Genomic DNA, 26,972 nt, shown 5'->3' on the forward strand with positions numbered 1-26,972 from the left:
GTGCGTACAAGCCGATCTAGCGGTTTGAGCGAGCATCCTTGAAGATAAACCCCATGCCCTTGACGGGACATGGGGTTTTTTCTTTGGGTGCTCGCAATGCGTTTTCTTGTCCGTTTCTGCGTCTTGCTGATGTGTGGCCTGGGGTTGTCTGCCTGTCAGACCAGTCAGGGGCCTGATGGCCTGTTGGCTGATCCGGGAACACGCGTCTTTAACTTCGATTGGCGCTTGTCTGGCGACCCTCAAGTCGGCCCTATGCAGGTGTTTGATAACGGCAGGCGTATCTGGCTGCATTTTGCACCGGAGCAGATGCTGCCAGCGGTGTTGGGGCGCAGGAATGGACAGGAAACGCTGCTGTCTTTGAAGCCCTTGGGGCAGTTTCAAGTGATTGAAGGCCTGTGGACGGAGTTGATATTTCGGGCCGGACGAGCACAGGCGCAGGCTAGTTTAGGGCGCAAGAGTGCCCATGCTGAGGGTGCTGCAACACTTGGCGTAGAGGCATCGGATGCCTTGCCACAGGACCGTAGTCAACAGAAGGATCAGCAGCAAGCCCGAGCCAGTCTCTCCCAGCGTAGTGATTCTTCGCCAAGCCATTTCCCCCTAAGTCGTTCCGATATCCGCTCTTCCGAGCAAAGTAGTCTGTTTTCTGGAAAGCCCGCGCCAGATTGGATGGCGGCTCAAGTGAAGGAGGGCGAGTCTGCCCCTGGGAATGTGTTGCAGACACAAGCCTTTCAAGCCCGTTCAGAGTTGCTGCCAGTCTCAGCTCCTGGTGTGGATGCACAGTCCATTGCAGAGCCTGTTTTTGAACTGCGAATCAAGGATAGAACCTTGAGGCAGGCATTAGTCCGATGGGCTAAGCAAGCGCAATGGGTTTTTGCACCTGAGCATTGGACTTTGGAGGTTGATTTCCCTATCAAGGCGGCGGCTCGCTTTGAGGGGGACTTTGAGACTGCTGTGGCTCAGTTGTTGGCGGCTGCCCAACTGAATGCTCATCCTTTGCAGGCCTGTTTTTACTCAAATCAGGTGCTCAGGATTCTGGCTTGGCCGCAAGCCTGTGATCCCAGTGCTTCGCCCGAGGGACAGTCATGAATTATCTCTGTCTCTTGCTTTTGCCGCTGATAGCGGCTTGCAGCTTGCAAACAGCAGGGCAGCATGTTGATCAGGCTCAGGCATGGCTGGATGATGCCGTGGTGTTGGATGGCAATAGTCCATCCTCCGTGGCACATGCACAGTCTGTCGACAAGCCCTGGTTGCTGGGGGCGGCCGTGCCTTTACGAAAACAGGCTGCCTTGCCAGCGGCATTGCGCTCCAGACAAACCTTCAGTTTTTCTTTGGAAGCGCCTTTGCCCGATCTGGATGAGCTGGCGCGTCGTTTGTCTTTATTGTCTGATCTGAGCGTTTTCATTAGCCCGCAGGCTCGTTTGCCTTTAACGCATTTCCCGCCACGAACCGCTGGGCAGGAGGGGCCGGAATCGACTCGGCAGGGAGGTCTGATTTTTGAACAACTACGTTTGTCAGCCTTGTTGGATCAGATTGCAGCGGTATATGGCCTGAAGTGGCGTTATCAGGCAGGCCGTATTGAGTTGTATCGCGATGAGAGTTCTCTGGCTTTGGGGCAGCAGTCTGGATTGCGACAAGTAGACGGGTCAGGGACAGGGGGCTTAATTGGTCGAGGTGTGAAATGAGTTCTGTCTTGCCTGAGCGGGAGTACTGGTTTGGGTTGCAGTGGGTGGATGCCAGGGACGGTATGCGGCGGACTCAAAATCGTCGAATGAAGAGATCGTATTGGACTTGCTTGATGGGAGTGAAAGGGGGGCTGAGAGAACAGGCACGTAAGCAAACGGAAAGGCAAATAGAAGAACTACAACAAGTACAGGAAAAGACTGATGAGGATGTAGCAGGACAAAGAGCAGGGCAAACAGCAGGACGAACAGCAGGACGAACAGCAGGGCAGGCAATGGCTTGGGTTCCAAGTTGTTGGCTGAACAGCCGGAGGACCCAATCTGTCTTGCGCTTGGCCCAGAATGGGCCTTCAAGAGCCAGACTAACGCGAGTTCAGGCTTATTCTGCGGCTGCCTGTATGGCTGCCCACCACCCTCAGGACGCAGTTTTTCTTTTATGGACGGTGGCTCCTGGCCGTTTGTGGTTTCTGGTGCTTGAACATGGTCAGGTGATGGAAGGTAGCGATTGCCTCCTGGCTCAGATCGGGCAAGTGCAGACCTTGCGGCGGGCCATGCAGGCGCGTTATCCCTCTATACGTGAACTGCGGCAACCTGCTGATTTATGGGTCTGTCTGGAACAGGGCAGAAGACCGCAGGGCCGTATGCTGCGCCAGCCTGTCAGGCGTGTTGGTGGGTGTGAAAAGATCCCGCTTCGTCTGGCGGTTCTTTCTTTGCTGGTGTTGGCTACGCTTGGAAGCGTGTTCTCCCTTGATCTTCGGGCTCGCTTGGCTGCCATGGCGTCTGATTGGGAGCAAAGTCCATCACAGGAAGAGCATGGTTTGACGAGTATTCAATCTGTGTTGGGCTTGATTGAGGAGCTTCCTGCTCAGGGGGCAGACTGGCAATTGCAGCAGGTGGATTGTCGCCGTCAGGCCGGCTTGTGGGAGTGCAGGGCACATTACGGGTTTGAGGATGTGCAAAGTTTGAGTGCAGCCATGAATAGCCAGATTCGTGAGCCGAATGTGCTGGAGTTCACCGGCTTGGGGCAGGGGACTTTGAGTATCCGGCGCGGGTATCAGGTATTGATTCCCCAGTCCTTGGAAACGAAAGATCAGACGCGAATGCCAACTGCGGCATCTCCAGGTTTGCATGCCAAGCTGGCGGCCCTGCAGCCTGCTTTTATGCGCTTGTCATTGAGCCCCGCTCAGTGGGTTGAATCCTCCGCCGAAAATGAGCAAACAAGGGCAGGCGTGTGGCGCCGCTCCTGGCTCAGTCAATCGCCCCTGCGTTCGGTTTATTTACTGGCGGCCCAGCTTCCTGAACTGCACTGGGAGCGTATGAGCTTGTCATTGAACTCGCGGTCCTACCCCTCGCTGCTGGGCAGCGCTTTTATCGTGGAGCTGGAAGGCTATGTTTATGAATCTGCGCAGCGGGATCTGGTTGATCAAGATCTGGCCGATTACATGCAGAGCCCTTTTGAGCATTCTGTTTGGTCTGACGCTGATGTTTAGTGCACCGGCTTGGGCGATGGAAACCATGGCGACGATAGTAAGGGAGATGCTGTTGCTGGAAGCCGAACAGGCGCGGCAGAACATGTCGTCCTGCTTGAGGACACCACAGGAGCAAGAGGGGGCAAGTCAGCCTGATGTGGCCAAGATCAAATCCAGTAAGCCCACCCCTGCATTGAAGCTGAAAGCGATCTATGGAAAAGACACCCAGTTGCTAGCCGAAGTGCAGCATGAGCAGCGTCTGCTCTTGTTTCAGCAAGGACAGCTTTGGCCGATAGGGCGTGAGCGAGATAGGTCCATGCGCCTCTTGTCTTTGAGTAGTCGCTGTATTGAGCTTGAAATAGGGCAAACCCAGGCTCAAGCTGCGCAACCGCAACCGCAACCGCAACCGCAACCGCAACCGCAACCGCAACCGCAACCGCAACTGGAATTGCAATCCATCAAACTATGTTTGCCTTCCGGGCAGGGCCAAGTGTGATCGGACTTCTGCGATTCGCAGAAGCCCAGGCTTACTGCTTTGCAGGTTTCACGCCTGACTGTTCTTGAATCAGCAAGGCCGTGGGTTCGTGCAGCAGCAGACCAGACAGGCGGCTTCATAGACCCGAAGCAAGAAAAAACCCCGACATGATTTTCATCATATCGGGGTTGGAAGTTACTACGGAGCTTGTCGCTCGTCAGGCTTGAGCCTTGTTCTGCATTAGTCGCGGGTACCGCTCCAAGCGGCAATGGCGGCACGCTCTTCGTCGGTCATTTGCGTCATGTTACCCAAGGGCATGTACTTGGAGTGCACCACGGTCTTGACCTGTTCGGCGTGCAGTACCGTGTTGTCGATGGTATCGAGCAACATGCCGGCAGGGGCAGCCGTAAAGCCGAAGTCGGCATTGGGCTTGACCGCGTGACACTGAACACATCGTGCGTCCATGATTTCCTGGACACGGGCAACACTGATTGTTTCCGCACCGTTGGCAGCTTCAGGTGCACTGGCAACTTCACCCTTCAAGCTGGCAGGAGCCGCCAGGTAACCCACGATCAGCAGCAGCACAACACCGGCAGCCGGGTAGGCAGGCTTTTTGATGCCAGCGTGCATCAGCACGAAGTATTGACGGATCAGGGCACCGGCAAAGATGAACAGCACCATGATGATCCACGCATTGGGGTTGTTATACGTGAACGAGTAGTGGTTGCTCAGCATCAGCAGCAGGACAGGCAGCGTGAAGTAGGTATTGTGTACCGAACGCTGTTTGCCGCGCTTGCCATCCAGAGGGTTGGGCGCCTGACCGGCTTTCAGTGCCTTGACCATGCGGCGCTGGCCGGGAATGATCCAGAAGAACACGTTGGCCGACATGCTGGTGGCCATGACAGCACCCGTCAGCAAGAACGCAGCACGACCCGAGAAGATGTGGGCGCTCAGGTAAGCCACGACCACCATCATGATCGCCACCGCCACGCTTAGCAGGCCGTCGCGGTTCATGTTGGGGCTGATCAGGCGGCACAGGCCGTTATAGACCACCCAGCCCAATACCAGGAAGGCAATGGCCATGACGTTGGCCTGAGTGCCTGTCATTTGAGCCGCCCATTCCCAGGGACTGTTGGGGTTGACCAGATAGAACTCGGGCTTGGTCAGGTAGAGCAGGGCGAACAGGAAGAAACCGGACAACCAGGTGGTGTAGGACTTCCAGAAAGACCAGTGCAGGTCATCAGGCAGTTCGGCCGGATTAGTCAGGTATTTCTGGTTGTGATAGAAGCCGCCGCCGTGGACAGCCCACATCTCGCCAAATACACCGCGTTTCTTGCTTTCTTCGCCTTTAGGCGGTTTCAGGCCATTGTCCAGCATCACAAAGTAGATGGACTCGCCGATCCAGGCGACAGCCGCAATCACGTGCAACCAGCGCAACAGCAGGTTGCCGTACTCAAGTAGGTAAGCGTACATAAAGATCTCGTATCAGAGTGGTTTCGTATAGAAGCGAAAAGTCGACTTGGATACGCGATCAGCTGCCGCGATAGGTAGACCAGGACCAGGGGGTCACGACCAGAGGTACGTGGTAATTGGCATTGGCATCAGCGATACCAAAGCGAATGCCGACCTGATCCACAAAGCGTGGCTCGGGCAGAGCCACACCGCTGGCGGCAAAGTAGTCACCTGCATGGAACACCAGTTCAAAAACGCCCGTGTGCATGGCCTGGCCTTGCAGCAGGGGCTCATCACAGCGACCGTCGCTGTTGGTGTGAGTGGTTTTGATCAGAGTGCGTTGATCGTTTTCGATGGAATAAAGATCGACGCGCACGCCGCTGGCTGGGCGCCCTTGAGTCGTGTCAAGGACATGGGTTGATAGCTTTCCCATAAATGTCTCCGGTTTATGGTGATCAAAAAAGGTCCAGCGAGCCCAGTTTTGAGAACCGGCCGGGGGCCAACGGTGCAAGGATCAGTGCGCTGGGTTGAGGCCCCGAAACTGTCGCTCTGTTTGAGGAATCAGATTGTCGACAATTTATGTTGACGATTTTGTCGGGGTACCGAATAATTGTCAATAGTCAATAACGAGAAATTCTATGCTTCAGATACGGCGGCAAGAGGGGATGAGCAGTGAATCCCAAGCGCCCAGCGCCTCCTCGCTGCTAGAGGGAGGCATGGCAGATAGCGAGGTCGGGCGTGTTTATAGCCAGATCTTTGATGCGGTCGTTGACCGTCGTCTTTTGCCTGGAACCAAACTGACGGAAGCCACGCTGTGCACGATTTTCGAGTGCTCGCGGGCGACCGTTCGTGCGGCGCTGGCTGCCCTCGAACACGACAAGATTGTGGTTATCGAGCCCAATCGTGGCGCTTTTATCTGGAAGCCGACGGCCAAGCAGACACGGGATGTGTTTGAACTGCGACGAGACCTGGAAGCGCTGATTCTGAAAAAACTGATCAGCTACCCGGATCTGCCGGAGCGTTTGGCTGGCCTGTATGAAATGGTGGAACGTGAACAGCACGCTTTTGAACACGGCGACCGCATCAGCTGGTTGCGCCTGTCAAACGCGTTTCACGTGATGCTGGCGCGCTGCGCTGGCAACGATGAGTTGACCGAGCTGATGCACACCTTGTGCGCCCGCACCACGCTCATCATTGCCTATCACGACACACCGGGCGAACAGGCTTGCTCGTTTTACGAGCACAAAGAGATTTTGGACAAGCTTAGTCAGGGCGACGCCGACGGCGCGCATCTGGCTATGCATCATCACTTAAGTGATTGTGAACATCGCATGAGCGAAGCGGGTGATGGCAGTGCTGCTGATCCTTGGCTGGCCCTCAGCGTAAAACGCTAAACGGAGACGGTATGTCCTTGAGTAAGTACCCTCGTGACCTGGTTGGTTACGGTAAAAACGTGCCTCATGCACAATGGCCTGATCGGGCGCGCATCGCGGTGCAGTTTGTCTTGAACTATGAAGAAGGCGGCGAGAACTGCGTTCTGCACGGTGATCCGGGCTCCGAGCAGTTCCTGTCCGAAATCATTGGTGCAGCGGCTTACCCGGACCGTCACCTGTCCATGGAATCCATTTACGAATACGGCTCGCGTGCCGGTGTCTGGCGGATTCTGAAAGAGTTTGAGAAACGCGGCTTGCCCATGACCATTTTCGGTGTGGGTATGGCGCTGGAGCGTCATCCCGAGCTGGCACAGGAGTTTGTACGCCTGGGCCATGAAATCGCGTGCCACGGTTACCGCTGGATTCACTACCAGAACGTATCCGAAGAGGTGGAGCGCGAGCATATGCGTCAGTGCGTAAAAGTACTGACGGACCTGCTGGGCCATCACCCTGAAGGCTGGTACACCGGCCGTGACAGCCCCAACACCTTGCGTCTGGTGGCAGAAGAAGGCCAGTTCCTGTACAGCTCCGATTACTACGGTGATGATCTGCCGTTCTGGACCGAGGTTCAACTCAGCGACAATACTGTCAAGCCGCAATTGATCGTGCCTTACACCCTGGACAGCAATGACATGCGCTTTGCGGCTCCTCAGGGTTTCAACACCGGCGATCATTTCTTCTCCTACCTGAAAGACGCGTTTGACGTGCTCTACGAAGAAGGTGAAGAAGCCCCCAAGATGTTGTCCATCGGTTTGCATTGCCGTCTGATTGGCCGTCCTGGCCGCTTCCGTGCCTTGCAGCGCTTCCTGGATTACGTGCAATCGCACGAGCGTGTCTGGGTTTGCCGTCGTGTGGATATTGCCCGTCATTGGGCCGAACATCATCCCTATCAGCCCAAGGCCTGATCGAGGCAGGGCCAGGGTTCATGCCTCCTGGCCCGTCAGGACGACATCCTGAATATGAGCAGGGTGCCTTCACATTCCGACTCGCCAGGGTCGGAATTGTTGTTTCTGCCCGCTGAAAACAGTACTATTTGACGCTTACGCAGCCGCTCGTACAGGGAGTGTGGCGTCCTGGCTTCTCACTGCTTTGCCGGGGCGGCAGGTGTTGTGCCAGCGCAGCGCGCGCATGGGCTGCAAGGCTGATCGTCTTATAATAGGCAGTTAAATTTTCCATCGCGTTGCATGTAATGAAAACCTCAGAAATTCGTCAGAAGTTTCTTTCTTTTTTTGAATCCAAGGGACATCACATCGTCTCCTCGGCTTCGCTGGTACCAGGCAATGACCCTACCTTGCTGTTCACTAACGCAGGGATGGTGCAGTTCAAAGATGTGTTCACGGGCAAGGAAACCCGTCCCTACAACCGTGCAACCAGCTCTCAGCGCTGTGTTCGTGCCGGTGGCAAGCATAATGACCTGGAAAACGTGGGCTACACCGCCCGCCACCACACCTTTTTTGAAATGCTGGGCAACTTCAGCTTTGGCGACTACTTCAAGCAAGACGCCATTCGCTATGCCTGGGAGCTGCTGACGACGGTTTACAAGCTGCCTGCAGAGAAACTCTGGGTCACCGTCTATCAAGAAGACGATGAGGCCTACGATATCTGGGCTTCGGAAATTGGTGTGCCCAAAGAGCGCATCATCCGCATCGGCGATAAGGGTGGCGTACGCTACAACTCGGACAACTTCTGGCAGATGGCCGATACCGGCCCCTGTGGTCCTTGTTCGGAAATCTTCTACGATCACGGCGCTGACGTTTGGGGTGGTCCTCCCGGATCGCCTGAAGAAGACGGCGACCGCTATATCGAAGTATGGAACCTGGTGTTCATGCAGTTCGAGCGTTCCGCCGACGGCACCATGACGCCGCTGCCCAAGCCTTGTGTGGACACCGGTATGGGCCTGGAGCGTATTTCGGCTGTGCTGCAGCACGTGCATTCCAATTACGAGATCGACCTGTTCCAGTCTCTGATTCAGGCCGCCGCACGCGAAACCAAGACCAGCGACTTGAGCAATAACTCGCTCAAGGTGATTGCTGACCACATCCGTGCTTGCAGCTTTCTGATTATTGACGGGGTCATCCCCAGCAATGAAGGCCGTGGCTATGTGCTGCGCCGTATTATTCGCCGTGCCTTGCGTCACGGTCACAAACTGGGTCAGAAGGGCTTGTTCTTTTACCGTTTGGTACAGGACTTGGGCCTGACCATGGGCGAAGCCTACCCCGAGCTGATTAGCCAGCGCGAGCGTATCGAACAAGTGCTGCGCCAGGAAGAAGAGCGTTTCAGCGAAACGCTGGAAAATGGCATGCGCATTCTGGAAGGCGCTTTGGCCAACCTGCCGGAGAATGCCAAGCTGGACGGCCAGACGCTGTTCACCTTGTACGATACCTACGGTTTCCCCGTGGACTTGACCGCCGACATCTGCCGCGAGCGTGGCATTGAGGTCGATCTGGACGGTTTTGAAGTTGCCATGGAAAACCAGCGTCAGATGGCACGCGCTTCGGGCAAGTTCAAAACAGCCGAAGGCTTGAGCTATTCCGGTGTGCAGACCCGTTTTGATGGCTACACCACCCTGGAAGGCAGCGGCACCGTTACCGCCTTGTATGTGGATGGCACCTCGGTGCAGTCCGTGGCTCAGGGTCAGCAAGCGGTGGTGGTTCTGGATGCCACCCCTTTCTACGCCGAATCCGGTGGTCAGGTGGGGGATGCCGGTATCTTGAGCGATGCCAAGGGCCTGTCCTTTGAAGTGCAAGATACTCAAAAGATTTCCAATCAGGTTTTCGGCCACCAAGGGGTGCTGAACGCAGGCACGCTGACAGTGGGCCAGACTGTTCAAGCCCAGGTGGATACCGAGCGCCGTGAGCGCGTGATCCGTAATCACTCGGCCACGCACTTGATGCACAAGGCCTTGCGTCAGGTGCTGGGCGGTCACGTGCAGCAACGTGGTTCCCTGGTGGACGCCGAAAAGACCCGTTTTGACTTTGCTCACGATGCCGCCATGACGGCCGAGCAAATCGCTCAGGTCGAAGCCATTGTGAATGAGCAGGTTCTGGCTAACCAGGCCGTGCAAGCCCAACTGATGTCCTTTGATGACGCTGTTAACGGTGGTGCCATGGCTTTGTTTGGCGAAAAGTACGGCGATGAAGTGCGCGTACTGGATATCGGTTTCTCGCGCGAGCTGTGCGGCGGTACTCACGTTCAACGTACGGGCGATATTGGCCTGTTCAAGATTGTCTCGGAAGGCGGTGTAGCCGCTGGCGTGCGCCGTGTCGAGGCCATCACCGGCACCAACAGCCTGCATTGGGTACAAGCGCAGGAACGCTTGTTGAACGACGCTTCTGCCAGTCTGCGTACGCAGCCAGAGGGTCTGGTTGCCCGTATCAGCGCCTTGCAAGGTCAGATCAAGGATCTGGAGCGCGAGCGCGAACAAATGCAATCCAAGCTGGCTGCTTCGGCAGGCCAGGATCTGCTGGCTCAGGCTGTCCCGTTGAATGACAGCAGCCGCTTGCTGGTTGCCACGTTGCAAGGCGTGGAGGCCAAAGCCTTGCGCGAAATGGCGGATCAGTTGAAGAACAAGCTGCAGTCTGCCGTGATCCTGCTGTCTATCGTGGCAGACGGCAAAGTCAGCCTGGTGGCTGGCGTGACGCCTGACCTGACCTCCAAGGTCAAGGCGGGTGATCTGGTGGGCTTTGTGGCCTCGCAAATGGGCGGGAAGGGCGGTGGTCGTCCTGACATGGCCATGGGCGGCGGTACCGATGCCAGCGTTCTGCCGCAGGCCAATGCTTCGGTGCAGGCCTGGGTTCAAAGTAAATTGGGTGCGTAATGACGATGTCCGAGACCGGCGCATTGCCCAACAGCGATCTGCAGGTTGATGCAAGTGGGCTGAAATGCCCCTTGCCTATCTTGCGTGCCAAGAAAGCCTTGGCACAGCTGGAATCCGGGCAAGTGTTGCAGGTCATCACGACCGATCAGCACGCCATTCAAGATTTTCAGGCTTTTTGTCGCCAAACTGGCAACGAACTGTTGGCTCAAGACCAGCAAGCCGAAAAAACTCTGCATTTTTTACGCCGTCGTTGAGCCGACGGCGGTAGAATACTGCTTTGTCTGTTGCGTATCTAGCACTGAATCTGCTATCTTAGCGTGTTACTTTTGGCATGCTTGCCAGAATAGTGCTAGAATTTTTTGTTTACCTTACACAATAAAGGGATTATCAATGGTGGTAATTCGCTTGGCCCGTGGTGGCTCCAAAAAGCGTCCTTTTTACAACGTAGTAGCCGCCGAGGCGAGCCAACGCCGTGATGGTCGCTTCATCGAACGTCTGGGTTTCTACAACCCCGTTGCTGGCGAAGGTCATGAAAACCTGCGTCTGCAAATGGACCGCGTTAAGCACTTCACCGACAACGGTGCTCAGGTTTCGCCTGCTGTGGCTCGCCTGTTGAAAGAATACTCGGCTAAGGTTGCTTCGGCTGCCTAAGTTGATTCACCTGTTTTTTTAGTAGCGTTTAGTGTGAAGCAATCTGCGATTCCTGCTGACCTTGTTGAGCTCGGTCGTATTGTTTCCGCTTATGGTGTGCGTGGTTGGGTCAAGATCCAGCCGCATTCCATGCAAACCAAGGCGCTGCTGAATGCAAAGACATGGTGGTTAAAAACGCCCCGGCCTGAATCTCAGGCGGGCGTTTTTGCGTCTGTGTCACCCAGACAGATACAAACCGCAAAGCAGCATGGTGCAACCATCGTGGCGCAGTTTGAGGGTCTGGATAATCGAGAGCTGGCTCAAGCTCTCAAGGGGCATACCGTTTGGGTATCCCGTGCCGCTTTCCCCAAAGCGGACGAAGACGAATTTTATTGGGTCGATCTGATCGGCTGCCGCTTCTTTGGCGAGCAGGACGGCCAGGCTGAAAGCCTGGGCGAGGTGGTGGAAGTGCTGGATAACGGCGCGCACTCCATTTTGGTTGTGCATCGTGGCTCCTGGGATGCTGAAGGCGTCTTTACGCCTGCAAAGGACGAACAGGGCAAGCCGCTGGAAGAGCTGGTTCCCTTTGTGCAAGCCATTGTGCATACGGTGGATATGTCCGCCCGCGAACTGCACAGCCACTGGGCGATTTGATCGTTTCAATCCTGCGCACCTGCATGGCTCTGGCCTGACTGGTCGAGTCTTGTAAAGCGTATCCGCTTTTTTCTCTTGCCGAGTCCTCATGCGATTTGATGCCCTGACCCTGTTCCCGGACATGTTTGATGTGGTCAGCGAGGCTGGTGTCACCGGCCGTGCGCACAAGCAGGGTATCTGGCAGATGCGGACCTGGAACCCGCGCGACTACACCACCGATGTGCACCGTACTGTAGACGATCGTCCTTACGGCGGTGGCCCAGGCATGGTAATGCTGGCTGATCCTCTGAATGACGCCCTGGATCAGGCTTTGGCTGATCGTGGTGATAGCCCGGAAGTGATTTTGCTGAGCCCTACAGGGCGACGCTTTGACCAGGCTGTGGCTCAGGAACTGGCTCAAGGTCCCGGTGCGGTTCTGGTTTGCGGTCGCTATGAAGGTATCGATCAACGCTTTATTGATGCGCGCGTCACCCAGGAACTGTCTTTGGGGGACTTTGTGCTGTCTGGCGGCGAAATTGCCTCGCTGGCGATTATTGATAGCGTGATTCGGCTTTTGCCCGGCGTGTTGAATGACGCTGACTCGGCTCGTCAGGACTCTTTCCATGCCGACAATAGCGGCTTGCTGGATAGCCCGCATTACACGCGTCCCGAGGTATACCGCGATCAGGCGGTGCCCGACGTGTTGATGTCTGGTCATCATGGTCGTATCCAGGCATGGCGGCGTGAGCAATCCCTGCGTTTGACAGCCTTGCGGCGGCCCGAGTTGATTGAGCAGGCCCGTCAGCGTGGCGAACTTAGCAAGGCAGACGAGCGCTTTTTGGCATCTTTGGCTTCCTTGAGCGAATAGCTTTGTTTAAAGCGTTCGCCAAACCTTAACGGTCCGTTTTTATGCGGGCCGTTTTGTATCTGGGTGACTTTGTTAGTCGTACTGGCCAAGCTGCAGTTGCGAATTTTCCGCAGGGGTGTTGTCCTTGGTATTCAGTGTCTGCCGTCCCCAGCTCATCAGGGCCATCCCGCTAATCGCCAGTAAACCTCCGCCGATCAAGGATGGGTTCAGGGTCTCCTTAAGCCACAGGCTGGACAGTAAAACGCCAAACAACGGTACCAGGGCCAGATAGGCGCCTGCGGATGTGGCGCCCAGGCTTTTCACGCCGTGCATATACCAGGCGAAGGCCAGAGCCGTTGAACCCAGGCCCAAGGCCAACACGCTGTACCAGGCTTGGCTTGGCGCATGGATCAGGCTGCCCCAGGCCGAAAGACCCTCCACCCCCAAGCTGCTGATGGACAGCAGCACTGCGCCAATCAATGTGGTCATGCTAGTGGCGGTCAGAGAATCTACAGTGGTCAGTACGGTGCGGCCAATCAAGGTGTAGCTGACCCAGCACAGAGCACAGCCCAGTAATAGCCATTCGCCTATTCCGCTCTGACCCAGCATGAGGCTGCTGATAGAGCCGGCACTCAGGGCATAGAGAGCCCCTGATACGGCCAGGATCACCCCCAGGCTCATCTTTTTGTTGACTGGCTCGCGAAACAACAAAGAGGCCAGAATCAGGATCAGGACCGGGTTCAGAGCAACGACCATGCTGGCCTTGCCTGCTGGCACCAGTTTCAGGGCCAGAAGAAAGAAAATTGAATAGCCAAATACCCCAAAAGCCGAGGCGTTAAGCAGACCTAGCCATTCTCGGGAGTCAAGTGTGAATAGGGCTTTCAGTCGGCCGTTCCAGCTCATCCAAAGCAGCAGTGCGACGCTGGCAATCAGGAAGCGCAGACTGGCTGCCGCCAAAGGCGGCATGGCTTGCGCCACGACTCGGCCCCAGGGCCAGGAGGCCCCCCACAGAGCGGCCATGCCAATCAGACTTAGGTGTACGGAGTAGTTGGGGGATTTCATTAAAGCCACTATGGAGAAGATTTCAGCAGGGGTACTATTTACTTTTATTGCTTCATAGTCGAATGAGTAAACGCTCATGACCTTCACTCAACTAGAAATCTTTTCCGTGCTGGCCAGGATAGGCAGCTTCTCTCGGGCAGCCAGTGCCTTGGGGGTGACGCAAAGTGCGGTCAGTCATGCGCTCAAGCAGCTGGAGGCCGATTTGGGTGTCTGCCTGTTTTCTCGTGGTCCGACCTCAGTGGAGCTGACAGAAGTGGGGGCTAAGTTGCTGCAACGTGCCAACGATATCCTGCAGCAGAAGGAGGCTTTGCATCAGGAGGCCTGCTACGAGCAGGGAATTGCCCGTGGCACCTTGCGTATTGCTTCTTTTGGGGCTTCCTCGTCCTTGCATTTGCTGCCGCATTTATTGGCTTGCTACAGGCAGACGCATCCCGAAGTGGAGGTGCAGATTGACGAGGGTATTGATAGTGAAGTGGCGCGGTGGCTGCTGGAGCGGCGTGTGGAGCTGGGCTTTGTGATCTTGCCAGATGATCGCTTTGACTGCTTGCCCTTGGCCCAGGATGAGCTGGTGGCCGTGCTGCCGGCAGAGCATCATTTGGCCGTTTGCGCCCGTGTTTCTGCCAGTGACTTCCATGACTTGCCGTTTATTCGGACTGCGGCAGGCTCTGGCCCGCATGTAGATCGGTTTCTGGCGGCAGCAGGGGCGGTCCCCAGGACCTTGTTCCGTTTCGAGCAGTTGTCCTCCATGTTGGGCTTTGTCGCGCAAGGAGTGGCTGTGACCATTGCGGGCAGGCTGGCCTTGCCGGAGCCGCCAGAAGGGGTGATTTATCGCAGCCTGGAGCCGTGTAGGCCTCGTGAAATTGCTCTGGCGGCTCTGAATTTCGAGCGGCTTTCTCCTGCTGCTCAGGCGTTTTTGCGGATAGCCCGGAAAATACATCACAAGAGGTGATGCGCTCAGGATGGCTTCGCTTTTTTTGTTGTGTCAGTGCGGGATAGCTTCTGTGTGCGACCGGTCTGCGCTGGTGTGATGCTCCTGTGTTCTTCTGTTTCGTATGAACAGGGAGGGTGTGTTACGAGTAATCGGAATAGTGTCGCTGGATTGAGGGACCATAGATGCAAAAAGGCCCTGCACTCGTGCAGGGCCTTTTCTCGTCACCGAGACCTGATTCAGGCGATTAGCCCAGACGATCAAACTGCTGTTTCACCTTGGCCAGTGTCTCACCGAATTGAGCCACGCGCAGGCGCTCCTGTTCAACTACGGCGGCAGGTGCACGTTCTACAAAGCTGGCGTTGCCCAGTTTGGCTTCGGCCTTGTTGATCTCGCCTTGCAGACGTTCGATTTCCTTGGACAGGCGGATGCGCTCCGCTTCCACGTCAATCTCTACGTGCAGCATCAGCTGAGTGGTGTCGACCACTTGTACTGGGGCGCCGGCGTCGGTGGGCAGTTGATCCACGATGTCTACGCTTTCCAGTTTGCACAAGCTGGCCAGATAGGGGCTGTTGGCGCTCAGGATTGCAGCGTCACCTTGGGCAACCAGTGGCACGCGCTGAGCGGGCGAGAGGTTCATCTCCCCGCGCAAGGCGCGAATCGCGTCCACTTGGGCTTTCAGTTCTGCAACCTGTGCCATGGCCTGTTCATCAATGGCGGCCGGATTGGCGATAGGGTAGGGCTGGACCGAAATACTGGTGGTTTCATTGGCAGCACGTTTGCCAGCTACCACCGAGACTTTCTGCCACAGCTCTTCCGTAATGAACGGGATGATGGGGTGTGCCACGCGCAACACCACTTCCAGTACACGGATCAGGGTGCGGCGGGTGCCCAGCTGCTGCTCGGGCGTGCCGTTCTGGATCTGGGTCTTGGCCAGTTCCAGATACCAGTCGCAGTACTCGTCCCAGACAAAGTGGTAGATGGCGTTGGCGACGTTGTCGAAACGATAGTCGGCAAAACCGCGCTCGGCATCCTGTTCCAGGCCTTGCAGCAGGCTGATGATCCAGCGGTCTGCAAAGCTCAGTTCGGCAGCAGCGTCGGTGTGCAGTTCATGGCCTTCGGTGTTCATCAGCACAAAGCGGGTGGCGTTCCACAGCTTGTTGCAGAAGTTGCGATAGCCTTCACAGCGCTTCATGTCGAAGTTGATGTTGCGACCCAGGGTGGCGTAAGCGGCCATGGTAAAGCGCAGCGCGTCCGTACCGAAGGCGGGGATGCCATCGGGATAGTCCTTCTTGGTGCGCTTGCTAATGCTTTGAGCCTGCTTGGGATTCATCAGGCCAAACGTGCGCTTGTGTATCAGGCTTTCCAGGTCGATGCCGTCGATCAAATCCACCGGGTCAATCGTGTTGCCCTTGGATTTGCTCATCTTCTTGCCTTCCATATCGCACACCAGTCCGTGAACATAGACGGTGTTGAACGGAACGCGGCCGGTCAGGTGCATGCTCATCATGACCATGCGGGCCACCCAGAAGAAAATAATGTCGAAGCCAGTTACCAGCACGCTGGAGGGCAGGTAACGAGCCAGATCCGGGGTTTCTTCAGGCCAGCCCAGATCGGTGAAGGGCACCAGGGCAGAGGAGAACCAGGTGTCCAGTACGTCCTCGTCGCGGCGCAGCGGGCCGGTCACGCCAGCGGCACGGGCTTGTTCCAGAGCGTCTTCTTCGGAGCGGGCGACAAACAGGCTGCCGTCTTCGGCGTACCAGGCGGGAATTTGGTGACCCCACCACAGCTGACGGGAAATACACCAGTCCTGAATATTGTTCAGCCACTGGTTGTAGGTGTTGGACCAGTTGTCGGGGTAGAAGCGCACACGGCCATCGGCCACCACATCCAGGGCAACCTGGGTGATGCTCTTGCCAGGGTGCAGGGAGTCTTCTGGCGCAGGCTTGCTCATGGCGACAAACCACTGGTCGGTCAGCATGGGTTCGATAACCGTATTGGTACGGTCGCCGCGTGGCACCATCAGCTTGTGTGGTTTGACGGCCTTGAGCAGGCCCTGGGCTTCCAGGTCGGTCACGATTTGCTTGCGTGCAGCAAAGCGCTCCAGGCCTTGGTAGGCTTCCGGGGCGGTGTCGGCAATATGGGCATCCAGCGTCAGGATGCTGATCATTTCCAGGCCGTGGCGCTGGCCAACGGCGTAGTCATTGAAGTCGTGGGCAGGAGTAACCTTCACCACGCCGGTACCAAAGGCCGGGTCTACGTAGTCGTCTGCAATGATCGGGATGGAGCGGCCAACCAGGGGCAGGGTAACGGTTTGACCGATCAGGCCGATATAGCGCTCGTCTTCAGGATGCACCATCAGGGCAACGTCGCCCAGCATGGTTTCCGGACGGGTGGTGGCCACCGTCAGGTGGGTCAGACCGCCTTGAGGTGTGGTCAGCGGATAGCTGATTTCCCACAGATGGCCGTCTTCTTCCTCGCTGACCACTTCCAGATCAGACACGGCGGTGCCCAGCACGGGGTCCCAGTTCACCAGGCGCTTGCCGCGGTAAATCAGGCCTTGCTCGTACAGACGGACAAAAGTTTCCAGCACGCCACGGGACAGGTTGTCGTCCATGGTGAAGTATTCGCGGCTCCAGTCACAGGACGCGCCCAGGCGGCGGAACTGGCCGGTAATGGTATTGCCCGACTTCTCTTTCCACTCCCAGACTTTTTCCAGGAATTTCTCGCGGCCCAGGTCGTGGCGGCTGATGTTCTGGGCATCAAGCTGGCGTTCCACGATGATCTGGGTCGCAATCCCGGCGTGGTCGGTACCGGGAATATAGACCGTATCGTCGCCTTTCATGCGGTGGTAGCGCGTCAGGCCATCCATGATGGTCTGATTAAAGGCGTGGCCCATGTGCAAAGTCCCGGTGACGTTTGGTGGTGGGGACTGGATCACAAAGGGTTCGGACTGATGATCACCCAAGGGCTGGACATGTTGGCCACCCTTGAAAAGGTCGGCTTGCTCCCAGCGCGCGTACCAGCGCGTTTCGATTTCCTGGGGTTCAAAGCTCTTGGATAATTGCTCGTCGGAGGTCGTAGCGGATGAGTTGGTCATGGTGATGCGGTCTGCCTGCCCCTTATTGCACGTTCAGTGCCAGATAGGGCGGGACTAATCCTGGGTAAAAAACGAATTTAAGATGCACTATTTTAAGATGTGGCCGTGCGTCTTTGGCGTGGTAAAATGCCGGGTTGCCGTAAATCTGATGAAAGTGCTTGTTTTCATTAAAAAATTTAGCGCGAACCGTCGGATCTGCATTTTGCTTTACGCAGCAAAGACTACACTATATTGTTCTTATTTGGATTTTCACATGGCTATTGAACGCACTCTGTCCATTATCAAGCCCGACGCTGTTGCTAAAAACGTGATCGGTCAGATTATTTCCCGCTTTGAAGGCGCTGGCCTGAAAGTGATCGCTGGTCGCCTGGTTCACCTGTCCCGTGGCGAAGCCGAGCGCTTCTACGGCGTGCACGCCGAGCGTCCTTTCTTCAAGGATCTGGTCGACTTCATGGTTTCCGGTCCTGTATTCGTACAAGTTCTGGAAGGCGAAGGCGCCATTGCCAAGAACCGCGAACTGATGGGCGCTACCGACCCCAAGAAAGCTGACGCCGGCACCATCCGTGCTGACTTCGCTGAAAGCATCGACGCTAACGCTGTTCACGGTTCCGACGCTCCTGAAACCGCTGCTGTCGAAATCGCTTTCTTCTTCCCAGAGTGCAACGTTTACAGCCGTTAATTCGTTAAACCGCGCAGTACTGGCGGCACTCTGAGCAAGACTTGCCCGGCACACCGGAATGGGTGTGCCGGGCAAATCCGCAAAAAGAGGCTTTTTTGCCCTCCTGCAAGAAAGTAATAGCCAGACCGCGTGAAGGTATTATTTTTTTATGTCATCGCTCGAACCTACTAACCTTCTGGGCCTGGGCCCGGAGCAACTTGTTGAACTGGTCGCCCAATGGGGTGGCAAGCCTTTCCGCGCGCGCCAATTGCAGCGCTGGATACACCAGCGTCAACAAGACGATTTTGGGCAGATGACGGATCTGGCGCGCGAGTTCCGCGAGCAGCTGACCGCTAATTGCGTTGTCACCGCGCCCAGCATGTCGCACGAACATATTTCTACCGACGGCACTCGTAAATGGCTGTTTGATGTAGGCAGCAATAACGCCGTCGAAGCGGTTTTCATTCCCGAGGACGACCGGGGCACCCTGTGTATTTCCAGCCAGGCTGGTTGCACCGTGGCCTGTCCATTCTGTTCCACGGGCTATCAAGGCTTCAACCGCAACCTGACGACCTCTGAAATCATTGGTCAGTTGTGGTTTGCTCGCCGTGCTTTGCTGAATGCGCCGGAAACCGCCCGTATTGGCGATGCCGAGCAGACCAGCACACGTGTTATCAGCAATGTGGTCATGATGGGCATGGGCGAACCCTTGCTCAATTACGATCAGGTGCTCGGTGCCTTGCGCCTGATGCTCGATGACAATGCCTACGGTCTGTCGCGCCGCCGCGTGACGGTCTCCACCTCCGGGGTGGTGCCCATGATGGATCGTCTGGCCAAAGATTGCCCGGTCGCATTGGCCGTATCGCTGCACGCGCCCAATGATGCGTTGCGGGATCGCCTGGTGCCCCTGAACAAGAAGTACCCGCTGGCCGAGCTTCTGGATGCCTGTAATCGCTATCTGGAGCACGCGCCGCGTGACTTCATCACGTTTGAATACATCATGCTGGACGGCATCAACGATACTGACCAGCATGCGCAGGAACTGTTGGACATCGCACGCATTGTGCGCTGTAAATTTAATTTGATTCCTTTCAATCCTTTTCCGCAGTCCGGTCTGAAACGCTCTTCAGCTGCACGGGTCAAACAGTTTGCCCAACGGCTGATGGATGGTGGGGTGGTAACCACAGTGCGCAAGACGCGCGGCGATGATATTGCTGCCGCTTGTGGACAGTTGGCGGGCGATATTCGTGATCGCACCCGTATCGAACAACGTTTGCCTGATCGTGCTGTCATTCAAATCAAACAGGAACGTGCATGAGCGAGACTCTGGTCCCCTCCAACCAATCGGCTCCGGAAACGGACTCAGGTGTAGGCCCAACATTGCGTGAACTGCGTCTGGCGCGATCCTGTACGCTGAACGAAGCCTCCACTCGCCTGAAGTTTTCGGTTCGCCAGCTAGAGGCCCTGGAGGCCCAGGAGTGGGACCAGTTGCCCGGTGGGCAGCCGTTGCGGGGCATGGTACGCAATTACGCGCGCTTTCTGGAGGCCGACGTATCGGCTGTGCTGGTCATGCTGGAAGCTCAGGTCAGCGATACCGCTGCGCCCAAGCCCGTGCCGCGCAATCATTCGGGTGCGGGCTTGTCCAGTGCGGACTTGAGCCTGTATTCGGACTCGCGCGGCGGGTTTGGCTGGATCTGGATTCTTATCATTATTGTTTTGCTGTTGGTCGCTGGTTTTTACGCCATTGATCGGGGCTGGGTTCCCGAAGAGTGGCTGGTGTTCGATTGGCTCAAGGACTTGAAGAAATGACGCAGGGTCCCGAAACTCCCTCTGCTTGCCAACCTCTGCCGGTAGGCGCTCAACCCAAGCGGGTGACGCGTACGGTTGATGTGCGCTGGGGTGATCATGTTGTGAAACTGGGGGGCTCGGCGCCGGTCGTGGTGCAGTCCATGACCAATACGGATACGGTCGATGCCATTGCAACGGCTATCCAGGTCAAGGAACTGGCGCGTGCCGGTTCTGAAATGGTGCGTATTACGGTCAATACCCCCGAAGCGGCCCGTGAAGTGCCTGCCATTCGCGAGCAACTGGACCGCATGGGCGTAAATGTCCCTTTGGTGGGGGACTTCCATTACAACGGCCATAAATTGCTGGCAGATTACCCAGAGTGTGCTCAGGCCCTGTCCAAGTACCGGATCAATCCGGGCAATATGGGCGGTGGCAAGCGCCGGGACGATAATTTCGCCAAGATGATCGAAATCGCCTGCCGTTACGACAAGGCCGTGCGAATTGGCGTGAACTGGGGCAGCCTGGATCACGAGCTGATGGCCCGCATGATGGATGAAAATAACGAGCGTGCTCATCCCTGGACGGCTCAGGCGGTGATGCGCGATGCTCTGGTTATCTCTGCCACCAGCAACGCCCAGCGTGCCGAGGAACTGGGGCTGTCGGGCAACCGTATTGTTCTGTCCTGCAAGGTCAGCCATGTGCAGGACCTGATCACGGTCTACCAGGATTTGTCGGCTCGTTGTGACTACGCCTTGCACCTGGGTCTGACCGAAGCGGGGATGGGCAGCAAGGGGATTGTGGCTTCCACCGCCGCCTTGGCTGTCTTGTTGCAGCAAGGCATTGGTGACACCATTCGTATTTCCCTGACTCCTGAACCCGGTGGCGATCGTGCTCGTGAAGTGGTGGTGGCTCAGGAAATCTTGCAGACCATGGGTTTGCGTGCTTTCACCCCTATGGTGGTGGCGTGTCCGGGTTGTGGTCGCACCAGCAGTACGGTGTTCCAGGAGCTGGCCAACGATATTCAAAGCTATTTGCGTGACCAGATGCCCGTCTGGAAGGATCTGTATCCCGGCGTGGAAACCATGAACGTCGCGGTGATGGGCTGTGTGGTCAATGGTCCGGGGGAAAGCCGCCACGCCGATATCGGCATCAGCTTGCCGGGAACCGGGGAAGTCCCTTCGGCACCCGTCTATGTGGATGGCGAGCGGGTGGTGACCCTGAAGGGTGATACTATCGCTCAGGAATTTCAGACCATTGTCCAGAATTACGTTGAGCGCCGCTACGGCAAAACATCAACGGTTTGATCAACACGCTTGTCAGTCTATGGCGAGCAAACCATTAGAATTATGACGCAGCAGTTTCAAAAGCTCCGCGCCCTGACGGGCATGAAAGACACCTTACCGGGTGAAAGCGCACAGTGGGAAGCCCTGGAGGCCCTGGTGCGGGAATGGTTGGCCAGCTATGGCTATCGCAATATGCGTACCCCCGTGCTGGAACATACCCAGCTGTTTGCTCGTGGTATTGGCGAAGTCACCGACATTGTCGAAAAGGAAATGTATTCCTTTACCGATTCGCTCAACGGCGACAAGCTCACCATGCGTCCCGAATTTACGGCGGGCATGGTGCGCGCCACTATCGAACATAATCTCTTGTACGATCGCCCTCATCGCGTTTATGCGATGGGACCGGTGTTCCGTCACGAGCGCCCGCAGCGTGGCCGCTACCGTCAGTTCCACCAGATCGACGTGGAAGCGTTGGGTCTGCCAGGGCCAGACGTTGATGCCGAGCTGATCGTCATGCTGGCTCGTTTGTGGAAGAAGCTGGGTCTGACGGACATCCGTCTGGAACTGAACTCCCTGGGTCAGGCTGAAGAGCGTGCCGCCCACCGTGCGGCCTTGATCGAGCACCTGGAAGCGCACAAGGATGTGCTGGACGAAGAAGCCCAGCGTCGCATGTATACCAACCCCTTGCGCGTGCTGGACACCAAAAATCCGGCCATGCAGGAAATGGCCAATGCGGCCCCACGTTTGTTCGACTTTCTGGGTGAAGAGTCTCGTGCTCACTTCCAGGGGGTCTGCGATCGTCTGGATGATGCCGGTATTGCCTACACATTGAACCCGCGCTTGGTGCGTGGTCTGGATTATTACAATCTGACCGTGTTCGAGTGGGTAACGGATCGCCTGGGTGCTCAAGGGACGGTGTGCGGCGGTGGCCGTTACGACGGCCTGATCGAATTGATGGGTGGCAAGCCTTCGCCCGCCGTGGGTTTTGCTATTGGTGTGGAGCGCTTGCTGGACCTGTGCTCGCAAGATGGCGAGCAGCCAGCCATTCCCGAATGTCAGGTGTATATGGTTCACCAGGGTGAGGCAGCCCAGCGCAAGGCCTCGCTGTTGGCCGAGCAATTGCGTGATGCCGGTTTGCAGGTGATAGTCCATGCAGGCTCCAGCGGCTTCAAGTCCCAGTTCAAACGGGCTGATGCCAGTGGTGCGCAGGCCGCCGTTATTTTGGGTGACGACGAACTCCAAAAAGAACAGGCCAGTGTGAAATGGTTGCGTGCTGCGGATGGCGCCGAGCAGCAACAGTCTGTTGAATTTTCTGAACTCGCCAGTGTTTTGTCAGCAAGGATTTGAGCATGGCCTACGATCTTGAAGAACAGGAAAAACTAGATGCCATGCGAGCATGGTGGGACCGCTGGGGCACCTTGTGCATCGTGCTGGCTTTTGCTGCCTTGGCAGCAGTAGCCGGCTGGCGCGGTTGGCAGTGGTATCAGGGGCATCAGGCCGGTCAGGCCATGGGTTACTTTGAGGCGCTGGAAAGTGCGGCTGCCCAGACCGGCGAAGAGGCCGATGCCCGCGTGCTGGCTGCCAGCACGACCTTGCGTAACGATTTCCCCAAGTCTGGCTATACCTCCCGCGGTGTCTTGCTGGCTGCCCAGGCTTTGCAGCAACGCGGCAATCTGACGCCTGCTCGTGAGCAATTGGAGTGGATGGTCAAAACCAATCACGACCCGGCGCTGACTCCGCTGGCGCGTTTGCGTCTGGCTGGTATCTTGCTGGAACAGAAGAATTACGATGATGCCCTGGCTCAGCTGACAAATCCTCCTGCCAGCTTTGCCGGTCTGTTTGCGGATCGCAAAGGCGATATTCTGGCCGCCCAAGGGCAGAACGATGCAGCACGCGAAGCCTGGACGCAGGCCGTGGAGTTGCTCAAGCAAGACCCTATTTCGCAGTTGGTACAGATCAAACTTGATGCCCTGGCAGGAGCTTAATTCATGTCTCTTCCTACTATTCGCAAATCGCCATCCTCTGCCATGCGTGTCCTGCGCTTGAGCGCTCTGGCCCTGAGCCTGACCGCTTTGGCCGGTTGCTCCATGTTCTCCAGCAAGGATCCTCGTTTCGAGCCTACGCCCCTGACGGAATACACCCCTGGTGTGGCCGCCAAGATCAGCTGGAGCACCTCGATTGGTAGCGGCGCAGACTCCGGCTTTGCACCGCAAGTCAGTGGCTCCTCGGTCTACGCCGCGACGGTCTCGGGTCAGGTCAGCAAGGTGGATCTGGATACGGGTCGCGTGCAGTGGTCGGCCAATGCCGGCAAGAAGTTGACCGCCGGTGCAGGTTCGGACGGTGTGGTGACCGCGGTCGCTTCGGTGGACGGCAACGTCATTGCGTTTGACGACTCGGGCAAGGAGTTGTGGCGCAGTCGTAGCAGCAGCGCTGTGAATGTGCCGCCTGCTGTGGGTGCCGGTGTGGTTGTGGTGCGTACCAGCGACTACCGCTTGCAGGCATTTGATGCCAGCACAGGCGATCTGCGCTGGAGTCTGCAGCGTCCTGGCCCCGCCTTGTCGCTGAAAACCAGCATGCAAATGCGCATTATTGATGGTTTGTTGTTGGCAGGAATGCCCAACGGCCGTTTGATGGCCATTGACGCGGCTCAAGGTCATCTGGTGTGGGAAGGCAGTATTTCTGTCTCCCGTGGCGCGACGGATTTGGAGCGCATTAATGACGTCGTGGGTGCTCCCCAGGTCGTCGATCCCCTGCTGTGCGGTGCAACCTACCAAGGTCGTGTTGCCTGCTTTGACGTCTCCCAAGGTGGACGACTGGTGTGGGATAGGGAATTTTCGGCCGGTACCGGTATCGCAGCGGACAACCATATGTTGTATGCCGCCAATAGCCGCGACCAGATTGAAGCGTTTGCCATGACAGACGGGCAAACCATCTGGACGCAGAATGCTTTGCGTAACCGTGGTCTGGCTCCTTTGGCCGTCATGCCCCAGGCGCTCGCCGCCGGTGACATGGAAGGCTATGTTCACTTTCTATCGCGACTGGACGGCACCTTGTTGGGTCGGGTCAGTGTCGGCGGTGGTGCCATTGTGTCGCCTTTGATCGGAACCCCGCGTGGGGTCCTGGTTCAGACCGGCAATGGTAATTTGGTCTTGGTTGGAATCAATTGAAAAGCGTTTCTTTTAAGCCCGTAGTGGCTTTGGTCGGTCGGGCCAACGTCGGCAAGTCCACTTTGTTCAACCGCCTGACGCGCTCGCGCGCGGCGCTGGTGGCGAACTTCCCAGGCCTGACCCGCGACCGTCATTATGGCGAAGGCCGGGTTGGCAGCCGCCCCTATATCGTGGTCGATACGGGTGGTTTCGAGCCTGTGGCCAAAACTGGCATGTTGCTGGAGATGGCTCGTCAGACCCAGCAGGCGATTGCCGAAGCTGACGTGGTCGTCTTTCTGGTCGATGCCCGTGAGGGCGTCAATGCACTGGATCTGGAAATTGCGCAGTTGCTGCGCAAGCTGGGTCAGAAAGTGCTGCTGGCCGTCAACAAGGCCGAAGGCATGCGTTACGAGGCCGGTGGCGTGGAATTCCACGAACTGGGCCTGGGTCAGCCGTACCTGATCTCCGCTTCCCACGGCGATGGCGTGGAAGAGCTGATCAACCTGGCACTGGAGCAAGTGCCCAATCCTGAGCCTGAAGAGGATGGCCAGGATGACGATGAATTTCAGCACCGTATCAAGCTGGCGATTGTGGGCCGCCCCAATGTGGGTAAATCCACCTTGATCAATACCCTGGTGGGTGAAGATCGCGTGATTGCGTTTGACCAGCCCGGTACGACGCGTGATGCCATTGAGATCGAGTTCGAGCGCAACGGGGTGGAATACACCCTGATCGACACGGCCGGTTTGCGCAAGCGCGGCAAGGTATTTGAAGCGGTTGAAAAGTTCTCCGTTATCAAGACCTTGCAGGCGATTGAAGCGTGTAACGTGGTCTTGCTGATGATTGACGCTCACACCGAAATTTCCGACCAGGACGCCAGCATTGCGGGCTTCGTGGTGGAAACCGGTCGTGCACTGGTGGTGGGCATCAACAAGTGGGATGGCCTGGACGAGTACCAGCGCGAGTGGATCAAGCGCGAGTTCGATCGCAAATTGCGCTTCCTGAACTTTGCCAAGATGCACACCTTGTCGGCGCTGAAAGGGCAGGGGATCAATCCCTTGCTCAAGTCGGTCAATGCCGCGCATGCGGCTGCCTTCTCCAAGCTGTCCACGCCCAAGCTCACTCGCGTCATGCAAGAAGCGGTGGAACAGCAACAGCCACCGCGCAAGGGCATTTTCCGTCCCAAGTTGCGGTATGCTCACCAAGGTGGCATGAACCCGCCGATCGTGGTGATTCACGGCAACGCCCTGGATGCCATTTCGGACAGTTACCGCCGTTATCTGGAGACGCGTTTTCGCGAGGCCTTCAAGCTGGAAGGCACGCCTTTGCGCATCGAATTCAAATCATCTAAAAACCCTTATCTGAAGGACGCGTAATGAGCCGTTTGTGGAGTGATCATGTAGCGGGGCTTTCACCCTATGTACCGGGTGAGCAGGTCAAGCTGGATAACCTCTTGAAGCTGAACACAAACGAACATCCTTTCGGTCCGTCGCCCAAAGCGCTGGAAGCGATCCGCCAGGCGGCGACCGATGATTTGCGTCTTTACCCCTCCTACAGCGCGCAGGAATTGCGTGACGCCGTGGCGCACAACCACGGCGTGAAAGCTAACAACGTCTTTTTGGGCAATGGCTCGGACGAAGTGCTGGCCCATGTGTTCAGCGCCTTGTTCCTGCGTGGCGTGCGCCCGGTCCTGCTGCCCGATATCACTTACAGCTTCTACACCACTTACTGTTCGTACTTCGGTGTGCCTGCTGATATCGTGCCGCTGCGCGAGGACTTCACGTTGAATGTGCAGGACTATGTGCGCAAGCGCAGTCTGCCACCTGCCGGCATCATTTTTGCCAACCCCAATGCGCCTACTGGCATTCCTTTGTCCTTGACGGATATTGAAGCCATTCTGGCTGCCAACCCGGACACCACTGTGGTGGTGGACGAGGCGTACGTCGATTTCGGCGGTACATCTTCGGTTGGTTTGCTGGAAAAATACGACAATCTGGTGGTCATCCAGACCATGTCCAAGTCGCGCGCTCTGGCTGGCTTGCGTGTGGGTTATGCCCTGGCCAGCGCCGATATCATCCAGGCTCTGGAGCGGGTGAAAGACAGTTTCAACTCCTACCCCATGGACACGATTGCCCAGGTGGGTGCCGTGGCTTCCTTGAAGGATACGGAGTATTTTGCCCGCCAATGCCAGGCTGTGATTGATGCACGCGAGCAGTTGCGCGCTGATCTGGAGCAGCTGGGTTTCGAGATTTTGCCTTCGAAAGCGAACTTTTTGATGGCAACTCACCCTAAGCATTCGGCAGCTGGTATTCAGCAGGCCTTGCGTGAACAGGGGATTTTGGTTCGCCATTTCCGTCAGCCACGCATTGAGCAGTATTTACGTATTACGGTAGGATCGCCCGAGCAATGTGCCCGACTGTGCAACAGTTTGCGGCAGATTTTAGGGCAAGGCGCCTGATATACACCTATTAGATAAAAATCTCCAGTTTGGAACGTGCGAATTCAGGGAAAACCCGGTAAAGTAGTGGGATTCGCTTCCATTTCTGGAAAAACAACATAACCGGAGCCTCAC

The 26,972-nt window shown here is 56.7% G+C and carries 25 protein-coding genes; 21 read left to right on the plus strand and 4 right to left on the minus strand.

The genetic code is table 11. The features are described from left to right. Nucleotides 1-96 precede the first annotated feature (96 nt). The 4 genes from D0C27_RS01035 to D0C27_RS01050 all read left to right on the plus strand — a co-directional run bounded on the left by D0C27_RS01035 (nt 97) and on the right by D0C27_RS01050 (nt 3,644). Entirely contained in the window at nt 97-1,086 is a 990-nt protein-coding gene (locus D0C27_RS01035; RefSeq protein WP_137430222.1) for a TcpQ domain-containing protein, read from the plus strand. Further along, the gene (locus D0C27_RS01040) at nt 1,083-1,682 is read left to right on the plus strand and encodes a hypothetical protein (protein ID WP_137430223.1); all 600 of its coding nucleotides are present in this window, start codon (nt 1,083-1,085) and stop codon (nt 1,680-1,682) included. Before D0C27_RS01035 ends, D0C27_RS01040 begins: the two co-directional genes overlap by 4 nt. 395 nt (nt 1,683-2,077) lie before the next feature. After that, on the plus strand, nt 2,078-3,169 hold the full coding sequence (locus D0C27_RS01045; RefSeq protein WP_170978530.1) for a hypothetical protein: 1,092 nt from the start codon (nt 2,078-2,080) through the stop codon (nt 3,167-3,169). Next, entirely contained in the window at nt 3,135-3,644 is a 510-nt protein-coding gene (locus D0C27_RS01050) for a hypothetical protein (RefSeq protein WP_137430225.1), read from the plus strand. The genes D0C27_RS01045 and D0C27_RS01050 overlap by 35 nt, the downstream gene beginning before the upstream one ends. A 219-nt stretch (nt 3,645-3,863) precedes the next feature. Here D0C27_RS01050 and D0C27_RS01055 read toward each other — a convergent pair whose 3' ends face one another. Beyond that, on the minus strand, nt 3,864-5,096 hold the full coding sequence (locus D0C27_RS01055; RefSeq protein WP_009455921.1) for a urate hydroxylase PuuD: 1,233 nt from the start codon (nt 5,094-5,096) through the stop codon (nt 3,864-3,866). A 58-nt stretch (nt 5,097-5,154) separates the two neighbouring features. Continuing rightward, complete coding sequence (gene uraH, locus D0C27_RS01060; protein WP_115633837.1) at nt 5,155-5,508, minus strand: hydroxyisourate hydrolase; 354 nt, start codon at nt 5,506-5,508, stop codon at nt 5,155-5,157. Between the two features lie 232 nt (nt 5,509-5,740). Between uraH and D0C27_RS01065 the strand changes: the two genes are divergently transcribed. The 7 genes from D0C27_RS01065 (at nt 5,741) to trmD (ending at nt 12,456) form a co-directional block, all read left to right on the plus strand. Then, nucleotides 5,741-6,469 carry a GntR family transcriptional regulator gene (locus D0C27_RS01065; protein WP_035272249.1) on the plus strand — a complete coding sequence of 243 codons (729 nt, stop codon included), beginning with the start codon at nt 5,741-5,743 and terminating at the stop codon, nt 6,467-6,469. 11 nt (nt 6,470-6,480) lie between these two features. Then, the gene (gene puuE, locus D0C27_RS01070) at nt 6,481-7,413 is read left to right on the plus strand and encodes an allantoinase PuuE (RefSeq protein WP_021446474.1); all 933 of its coding nucleotides are present in this window, start codon (nt 6,481-6,483) and stop codon (nt 7,411-7,413) included. A gap of 284 nt (nt 7,414-7,697) precedes the next feature. After that, nucleotides 7,698-10,325 (plus strand): alanine--tRNA ligase, encoded by a 2,628-nt coding sequence (gene alaS, locus D0C27_RS01075; protein ID WP_137430226.1) that lies wholly within the window; start codon nt 7,698-7,700, stop codon nt 10,323-10,325. Then, nucleotides 10,325-10,579, plus strand: coding sequence for a sulfurtransferase TusA family protein (locus D0C27_RS01080; RefSeq protein ID WP_009455909.1), 255 nt, complete (start codon nt 10,325-10,327; stop codon nt 10,577-10,579). The genes alaS and D0C27_RS01080 overlap by 1 nt, the downstream gene beginning before the upstream one ends. Nucleotides 10,580-10,715: 136 nt before the next feature. Next, nucleotides 10,716-10,976 carry a 30S ribosomal protein S16 gene (gene rpsP / locus D0C27_RS01085; RefSeq protein WP_009455906.1) on the plus strand — a complete coding sequence of 87 codons (261 nt, stop codon included), beginning with the start codon at nt 10,716-10,718 and terminating at the stop codon, nt 10,974-10,976. Nucleotides 10,977-11,009: 33 nt separating this feature from the next. Beyond that, nucleotides 11,010-11,609, plus strand: coding sequence for a ribosome maturation factor RimM (rimM, locus tag D0C27_RS01090; protein ID WP_035272255.1), 600 nt, complete (start codon nt 11,010-11,012; stop codon nt 11,607-11,609). An 88-nt stretch (nt 11,610-11,697) separates the two neighbouring features. After that, nucleotides 11,698-12,456: a tRNA (guanosine(37)-N1)-methyltransferase TrmD gene (gene trmD / locus D0C27_RS01095; protein WP_060185247.1), complete on the plus strand. Its 759-nt coding sequence runs from the start codon at nt 11,698-11,700 to the stop codon at nt 12,454-12,456. Nucleotides 12,457-12,528: 72 nt separating this feature from the next. Here trmD and D0C27_RS01100 read toward each other — a convergent pair whose 3' ends face one another. Further along, nucleotides 12,529-13,497 carry a DMT family transporter gene (locus D0C27_RS01100; protein ID WP_240688282.1) on the minus strand — a complete coding sequence of 323 codons (969 nt, stop codon included), beginning with the start codon at nt 13,495-13,497 and terminating at the stop codon, nt 12,529-12,531. Nucleotides 13,498-13,573: 76 nt separating this feature from the next. Here D0C27_RS01100 and D0C27_RS01105 point away from each other — a divergent pair, with 76 nt between their 5' ends. Beyond that, the gene (locus tag D0C27_RS01105) at nt 13,574-14,446 is read left to right on the plus strand and encodes a LysR family transcriptional regulator (RefSeq protein WP_137430227.1); all 873 of its coding nucleotides are present in this window, start codon (nt 13,574-13,576) and stop codon (nt 14,444-14,446) included. A 226-nt stretch (nt 14,447-14,672) separates the two neighbouring features. Here the strand turns inward: D0C27_RS01105 and D0C27_RS01110 are convergent, their stop codons facing one another. Next, nucleotides 14,673-17,525, minus strand: coding sequence for a valine--tRNA ligase (locus tag D0C27_RS01110; protein WP_137430228.1), 2,853 nt, complete (start codon nt 17,523-17,525; stop codon nt 14,673-14,675). A 253-nt stretch (nt 17,526-17,778) separates the two neighbouring features. Here D0C27_RS01110 and ndk point away from each other — a divergent pair, with 253 nt between their 5' ends. The 9 genes from ndk to hisC all read left to right on the plus strand — a co-directional run bounded on the left by ndk (nt 17,779) and on the right by hisC (nt 26,858). Beyond that, nucleotides 17,779-18,204 (plus strand): nucleoside-diphosphate kinase, encoded by a 426-nt coding sequence (gene ndk / locus D0C27_RS01115; RefSeq protein WP_009455885.1) that lies wholly within the window; start codon nt 17,779-17,781, stop codon nt 18,202-18,204. Between the two features lie 148 nt (nt 18,205-18,352). Further along, on the plus strand, nt 18,353-19,501 hold the full coding sequence (gene rlmN / locus D0C27_RS01120; protein WP_009455884.1) for a 23S rRNA (adenine(2503)-C(2))-methyltransferase RlmN: 1,149 nt from the start codon (nt 18,353-18,355) through the stop codon (nt 19,499-19,501). After that, the gene (locus D0C27_RS01125; RefSeq protein ID WP_035272268.1) at nt 19,498-19,992 is read left to right on the plus strand and encodes a helix-turn-helix domain-containing protein; all 495 of its coding nucleotides are present in this window, start codon (nt 19,498-19,500) and stop codon (nt 19,990-19,992) included. Before rlmN ends, D0C27_RS01125 begins: the two co-directional genes overlap by 4 nt. Continuing rightward, a complete protein-coding gene (ispG, locus tag D0C27_RS01130; protein WP_137430229.1) occupies nt 19,989-21,275 on the plus strand; it encodes a flavodoxin-dependent (E)-4-hydroxy-3-methylbut-2-enyl-diphosphate synthase in 1,287 nt (428 codons plus the stop codon). The genes D0C27_RS01125 and ispG overlap by 4 nt, the downstream gene beginning before the upstream one ends. A 42-nt stretch (nt 21,276-21,317) precedes the next feature. Next, on the plus strand, nt 21,318-22,601 hold the full coding sequence (hisS, locus tag D0C27_RS01135) for a histidine--tRNA ligase (RefSeq protein WP_060185243.1): 1,284 nt from the start codon (nt 21,318-21,320) through the stop codon (nt 22,599-22,601). 2 nt (nt 22,602-22,603) lie between these two features. After that, nucleotides 22,604-23,239, plus strand: coding sequence for a YfgM family protein (locus tag D0C27_RS01140; protein WP_009455880.1), 636 nt, complete (start codon nt 22,604-22,606; stop codon nt 23,237-23,239). 3 nt (nt 23,240-23,242) lie between these two features. Beyond that, entirely contained in the window at nt 23,243-24,421 is a 1,179-nt protein-coding gene (gene bamB, locus D0C27_RS01145; protein WP_035272276.1) for an outer membrane protein assembly factor BamB, read from the plus strand. Further along, nucleotides 24,418-25,776, plus strand: coding sequence for a ribosome biogenesis GTPase Der (gene der / locus D0C27_RS01150; protein WP_009455876.1), 1,359 nt, complete (start codon nt 24,418-24,420; stop codon nt 25,774-25,776). The genes bamB and der overlap by 4 nt, the downstream gene beginning before the upstream one ends. Next, on the plus strand, nt 25,776-26,858 hold the full coding sequence (hisC, locus tag D0C27_RS01155; RefSeq protein WP_009455874.1) for a histidinol-phosphate transaminase: 1,083 nt from the start codon (nt 25,776-25,778) through the stop codon (nt 26,856-26,858). Before der ends, hisC begins: the two co-directional genes overlap by 1 nt. Nucleotides 26,859-26,972 lie beyond the last annotated feature (114 nt).

The sequence above is a fragment of the Alcaligenes faecalis genome (assembly GCF_005311025.1).
Lineage (GTDB): Bacteria > Pseudomonadota > Gammaproteobacteria > Burkholderiales > Burkholderiaceae_B > Alcaligenes > Alcaligenes phenolicus.

Excerpts from the sequence above, each read along its gene's own strand:
- D0C27_RS01035 (WP_137430222.1), top strand. The coding sequence starts at position 97 with ATGCGTTTTCTTGTCCGTTTCTGCGTCTTGCTGATGTGTGGCCTGGGG.
- D0C27_RS01040 (WP_137430223.1), top strand. The coding sequence starts at position 1,083 with ATGAATTATCTCTGTCTCTTGCTTTTGCCGCTGATAGCGGCTTGCAGC.
- D0C27_RS01045 (WP_170978530.1), top strand. The coding sequence starts at position 2,078 with ATGGCTGCCCACCACCCTCAGGACGCAGTTTTTCTTTTATGGACGGTG.
- D0C27_RS01055 (WP_009455921.1), bottom strand. The coding sequence starts at position 5,096 with ATGTACGCTTACCTACTTGAGTACGGCAACCTGCTGTTGCGCTGGTTG.
- uraH (WP_115633837.1), bottom strand. The coding sequence starts at position 5,508 with ATGGGAAAGCTATCAACCCATGTCCTTGACACGACTCAAGGGCGCCCA.
- D0C27_RS01065 (WP_035272249.1), top strand. The coding sequence starts at position 5,741 with ATGAGCAGTGAATCCCAAGCGCCCAGCGCCTCCTCGCTGCTAGAGGGA.
- puuE (WP_021446474.1), top strand. The coding sequence starts at position 6,481 with ATGTCCTTGAGTAAGTACCCTCGTGACCTGGTTGGTTACGGTAAAAAC.
- alaS (WP_137430226.1), top strand. The coding sequence starts at position 7,698 with ATGAAAACCTCAGAAATTCGTCAGAAGTTTCTTTCTTTTTTTGAATCC.
- D0C27_RS01080 (WP_009455909.1), top strand. The coding sequence starts at position 10,325 with ATGACGATGTCCGAGACCGGCGCATTGCCCAACAGCGATCTGCAGGTT.
- rpsP (WP_009455906.1), top strand. The coding sequence starts at position 10,716 with ATGGTGGTAATTCGCTTGGCCCGTGGTGGCTCCAAAAAGCGTCCTTTT.
- trmD (WP_060185247.1), top strand. The coding sequence starts at position 11,698 with ATGCGATTTGATGCCCTGACCCTGTTCCCGGACATGTTTGATGTGGTC.
- D0C27_RS01100 (WP_240688282.1), bottom strand. The coding sequence starts at position 13,497 with ATGAAATCCCCCAACTACTCCGTACACCTAAGTCTGATTGGCATGGCC.
- D0C27_RS01105 (WP_137430227.1), top strand. The coding sequence starts at position 13,574 with ATGACCTTCACTCAACTAGAAATCTTTTCCGTGCTGGCCAGGATAGGC.
- D0C27_RS01110 (WP_137430228.1), bottom strand. The coding sequence starts at position 17,525 with ATGACCAACTCATCCGCTACGACCTCCGACGAGCAATTATCCAAGAGC.
- ndk (WP_009455885.1), top strand. The coding sequence starts at position 17,779 with ATGGCTATTGAACGCACTCTGTCCATTATCAAGCCCGACGCTGTTGCT.
- rlmN (WP_009455884.1), top strand. The coding sequence starts at position 18,353 with ATGTCATCGCTCGAACCTACTAACCTTCTGGGCCTGGGCCCGGAGCAA.
- D0C27_RS01125 (WP_035272268.1), top strand. The coding sequence starts at position 19,498 with ATGAGCGAGACTCTGGTCCCCTCCAACCAATCGGCTCCGGAAACGGAC.
- ispG (WP_137430229.1), top strand. The coding sequence starts at position 19,989 with ATGACGCAGGGTCCCGAAACTCCCTCTGCTTGCCAACCTCTGCCGGTA.
- hisS (WP_060185243.1), top strand. The coding sequence starts at position 21,318 with ATGACGCAGCAGTTTCAAAAGCTCCGCGCCCTGACGGGCATGAAAGAC.
- D0C27_RS01140 (WP_009455880.1), top strand. The coding sequence starts at position 22,604 with ATGGCCTACGATCTTGAAGAACAGGAAAAACTAGATGCCATGCGAGCA.
- bamB (WP_035272276.1), top strand. The coding sequence starts at position 23,243 with ATGTCTCTTCCTACTATTCGCAAATCGCCATCCTCTGCCATGCGTGTC.
- hisC (WP_009455874.1), top strand. The coding sequence starts at position 25,776 with ATGAGCCGTTTGTGGAGTGATCATGTAGCGGGGCTTTCACCCTATGTA.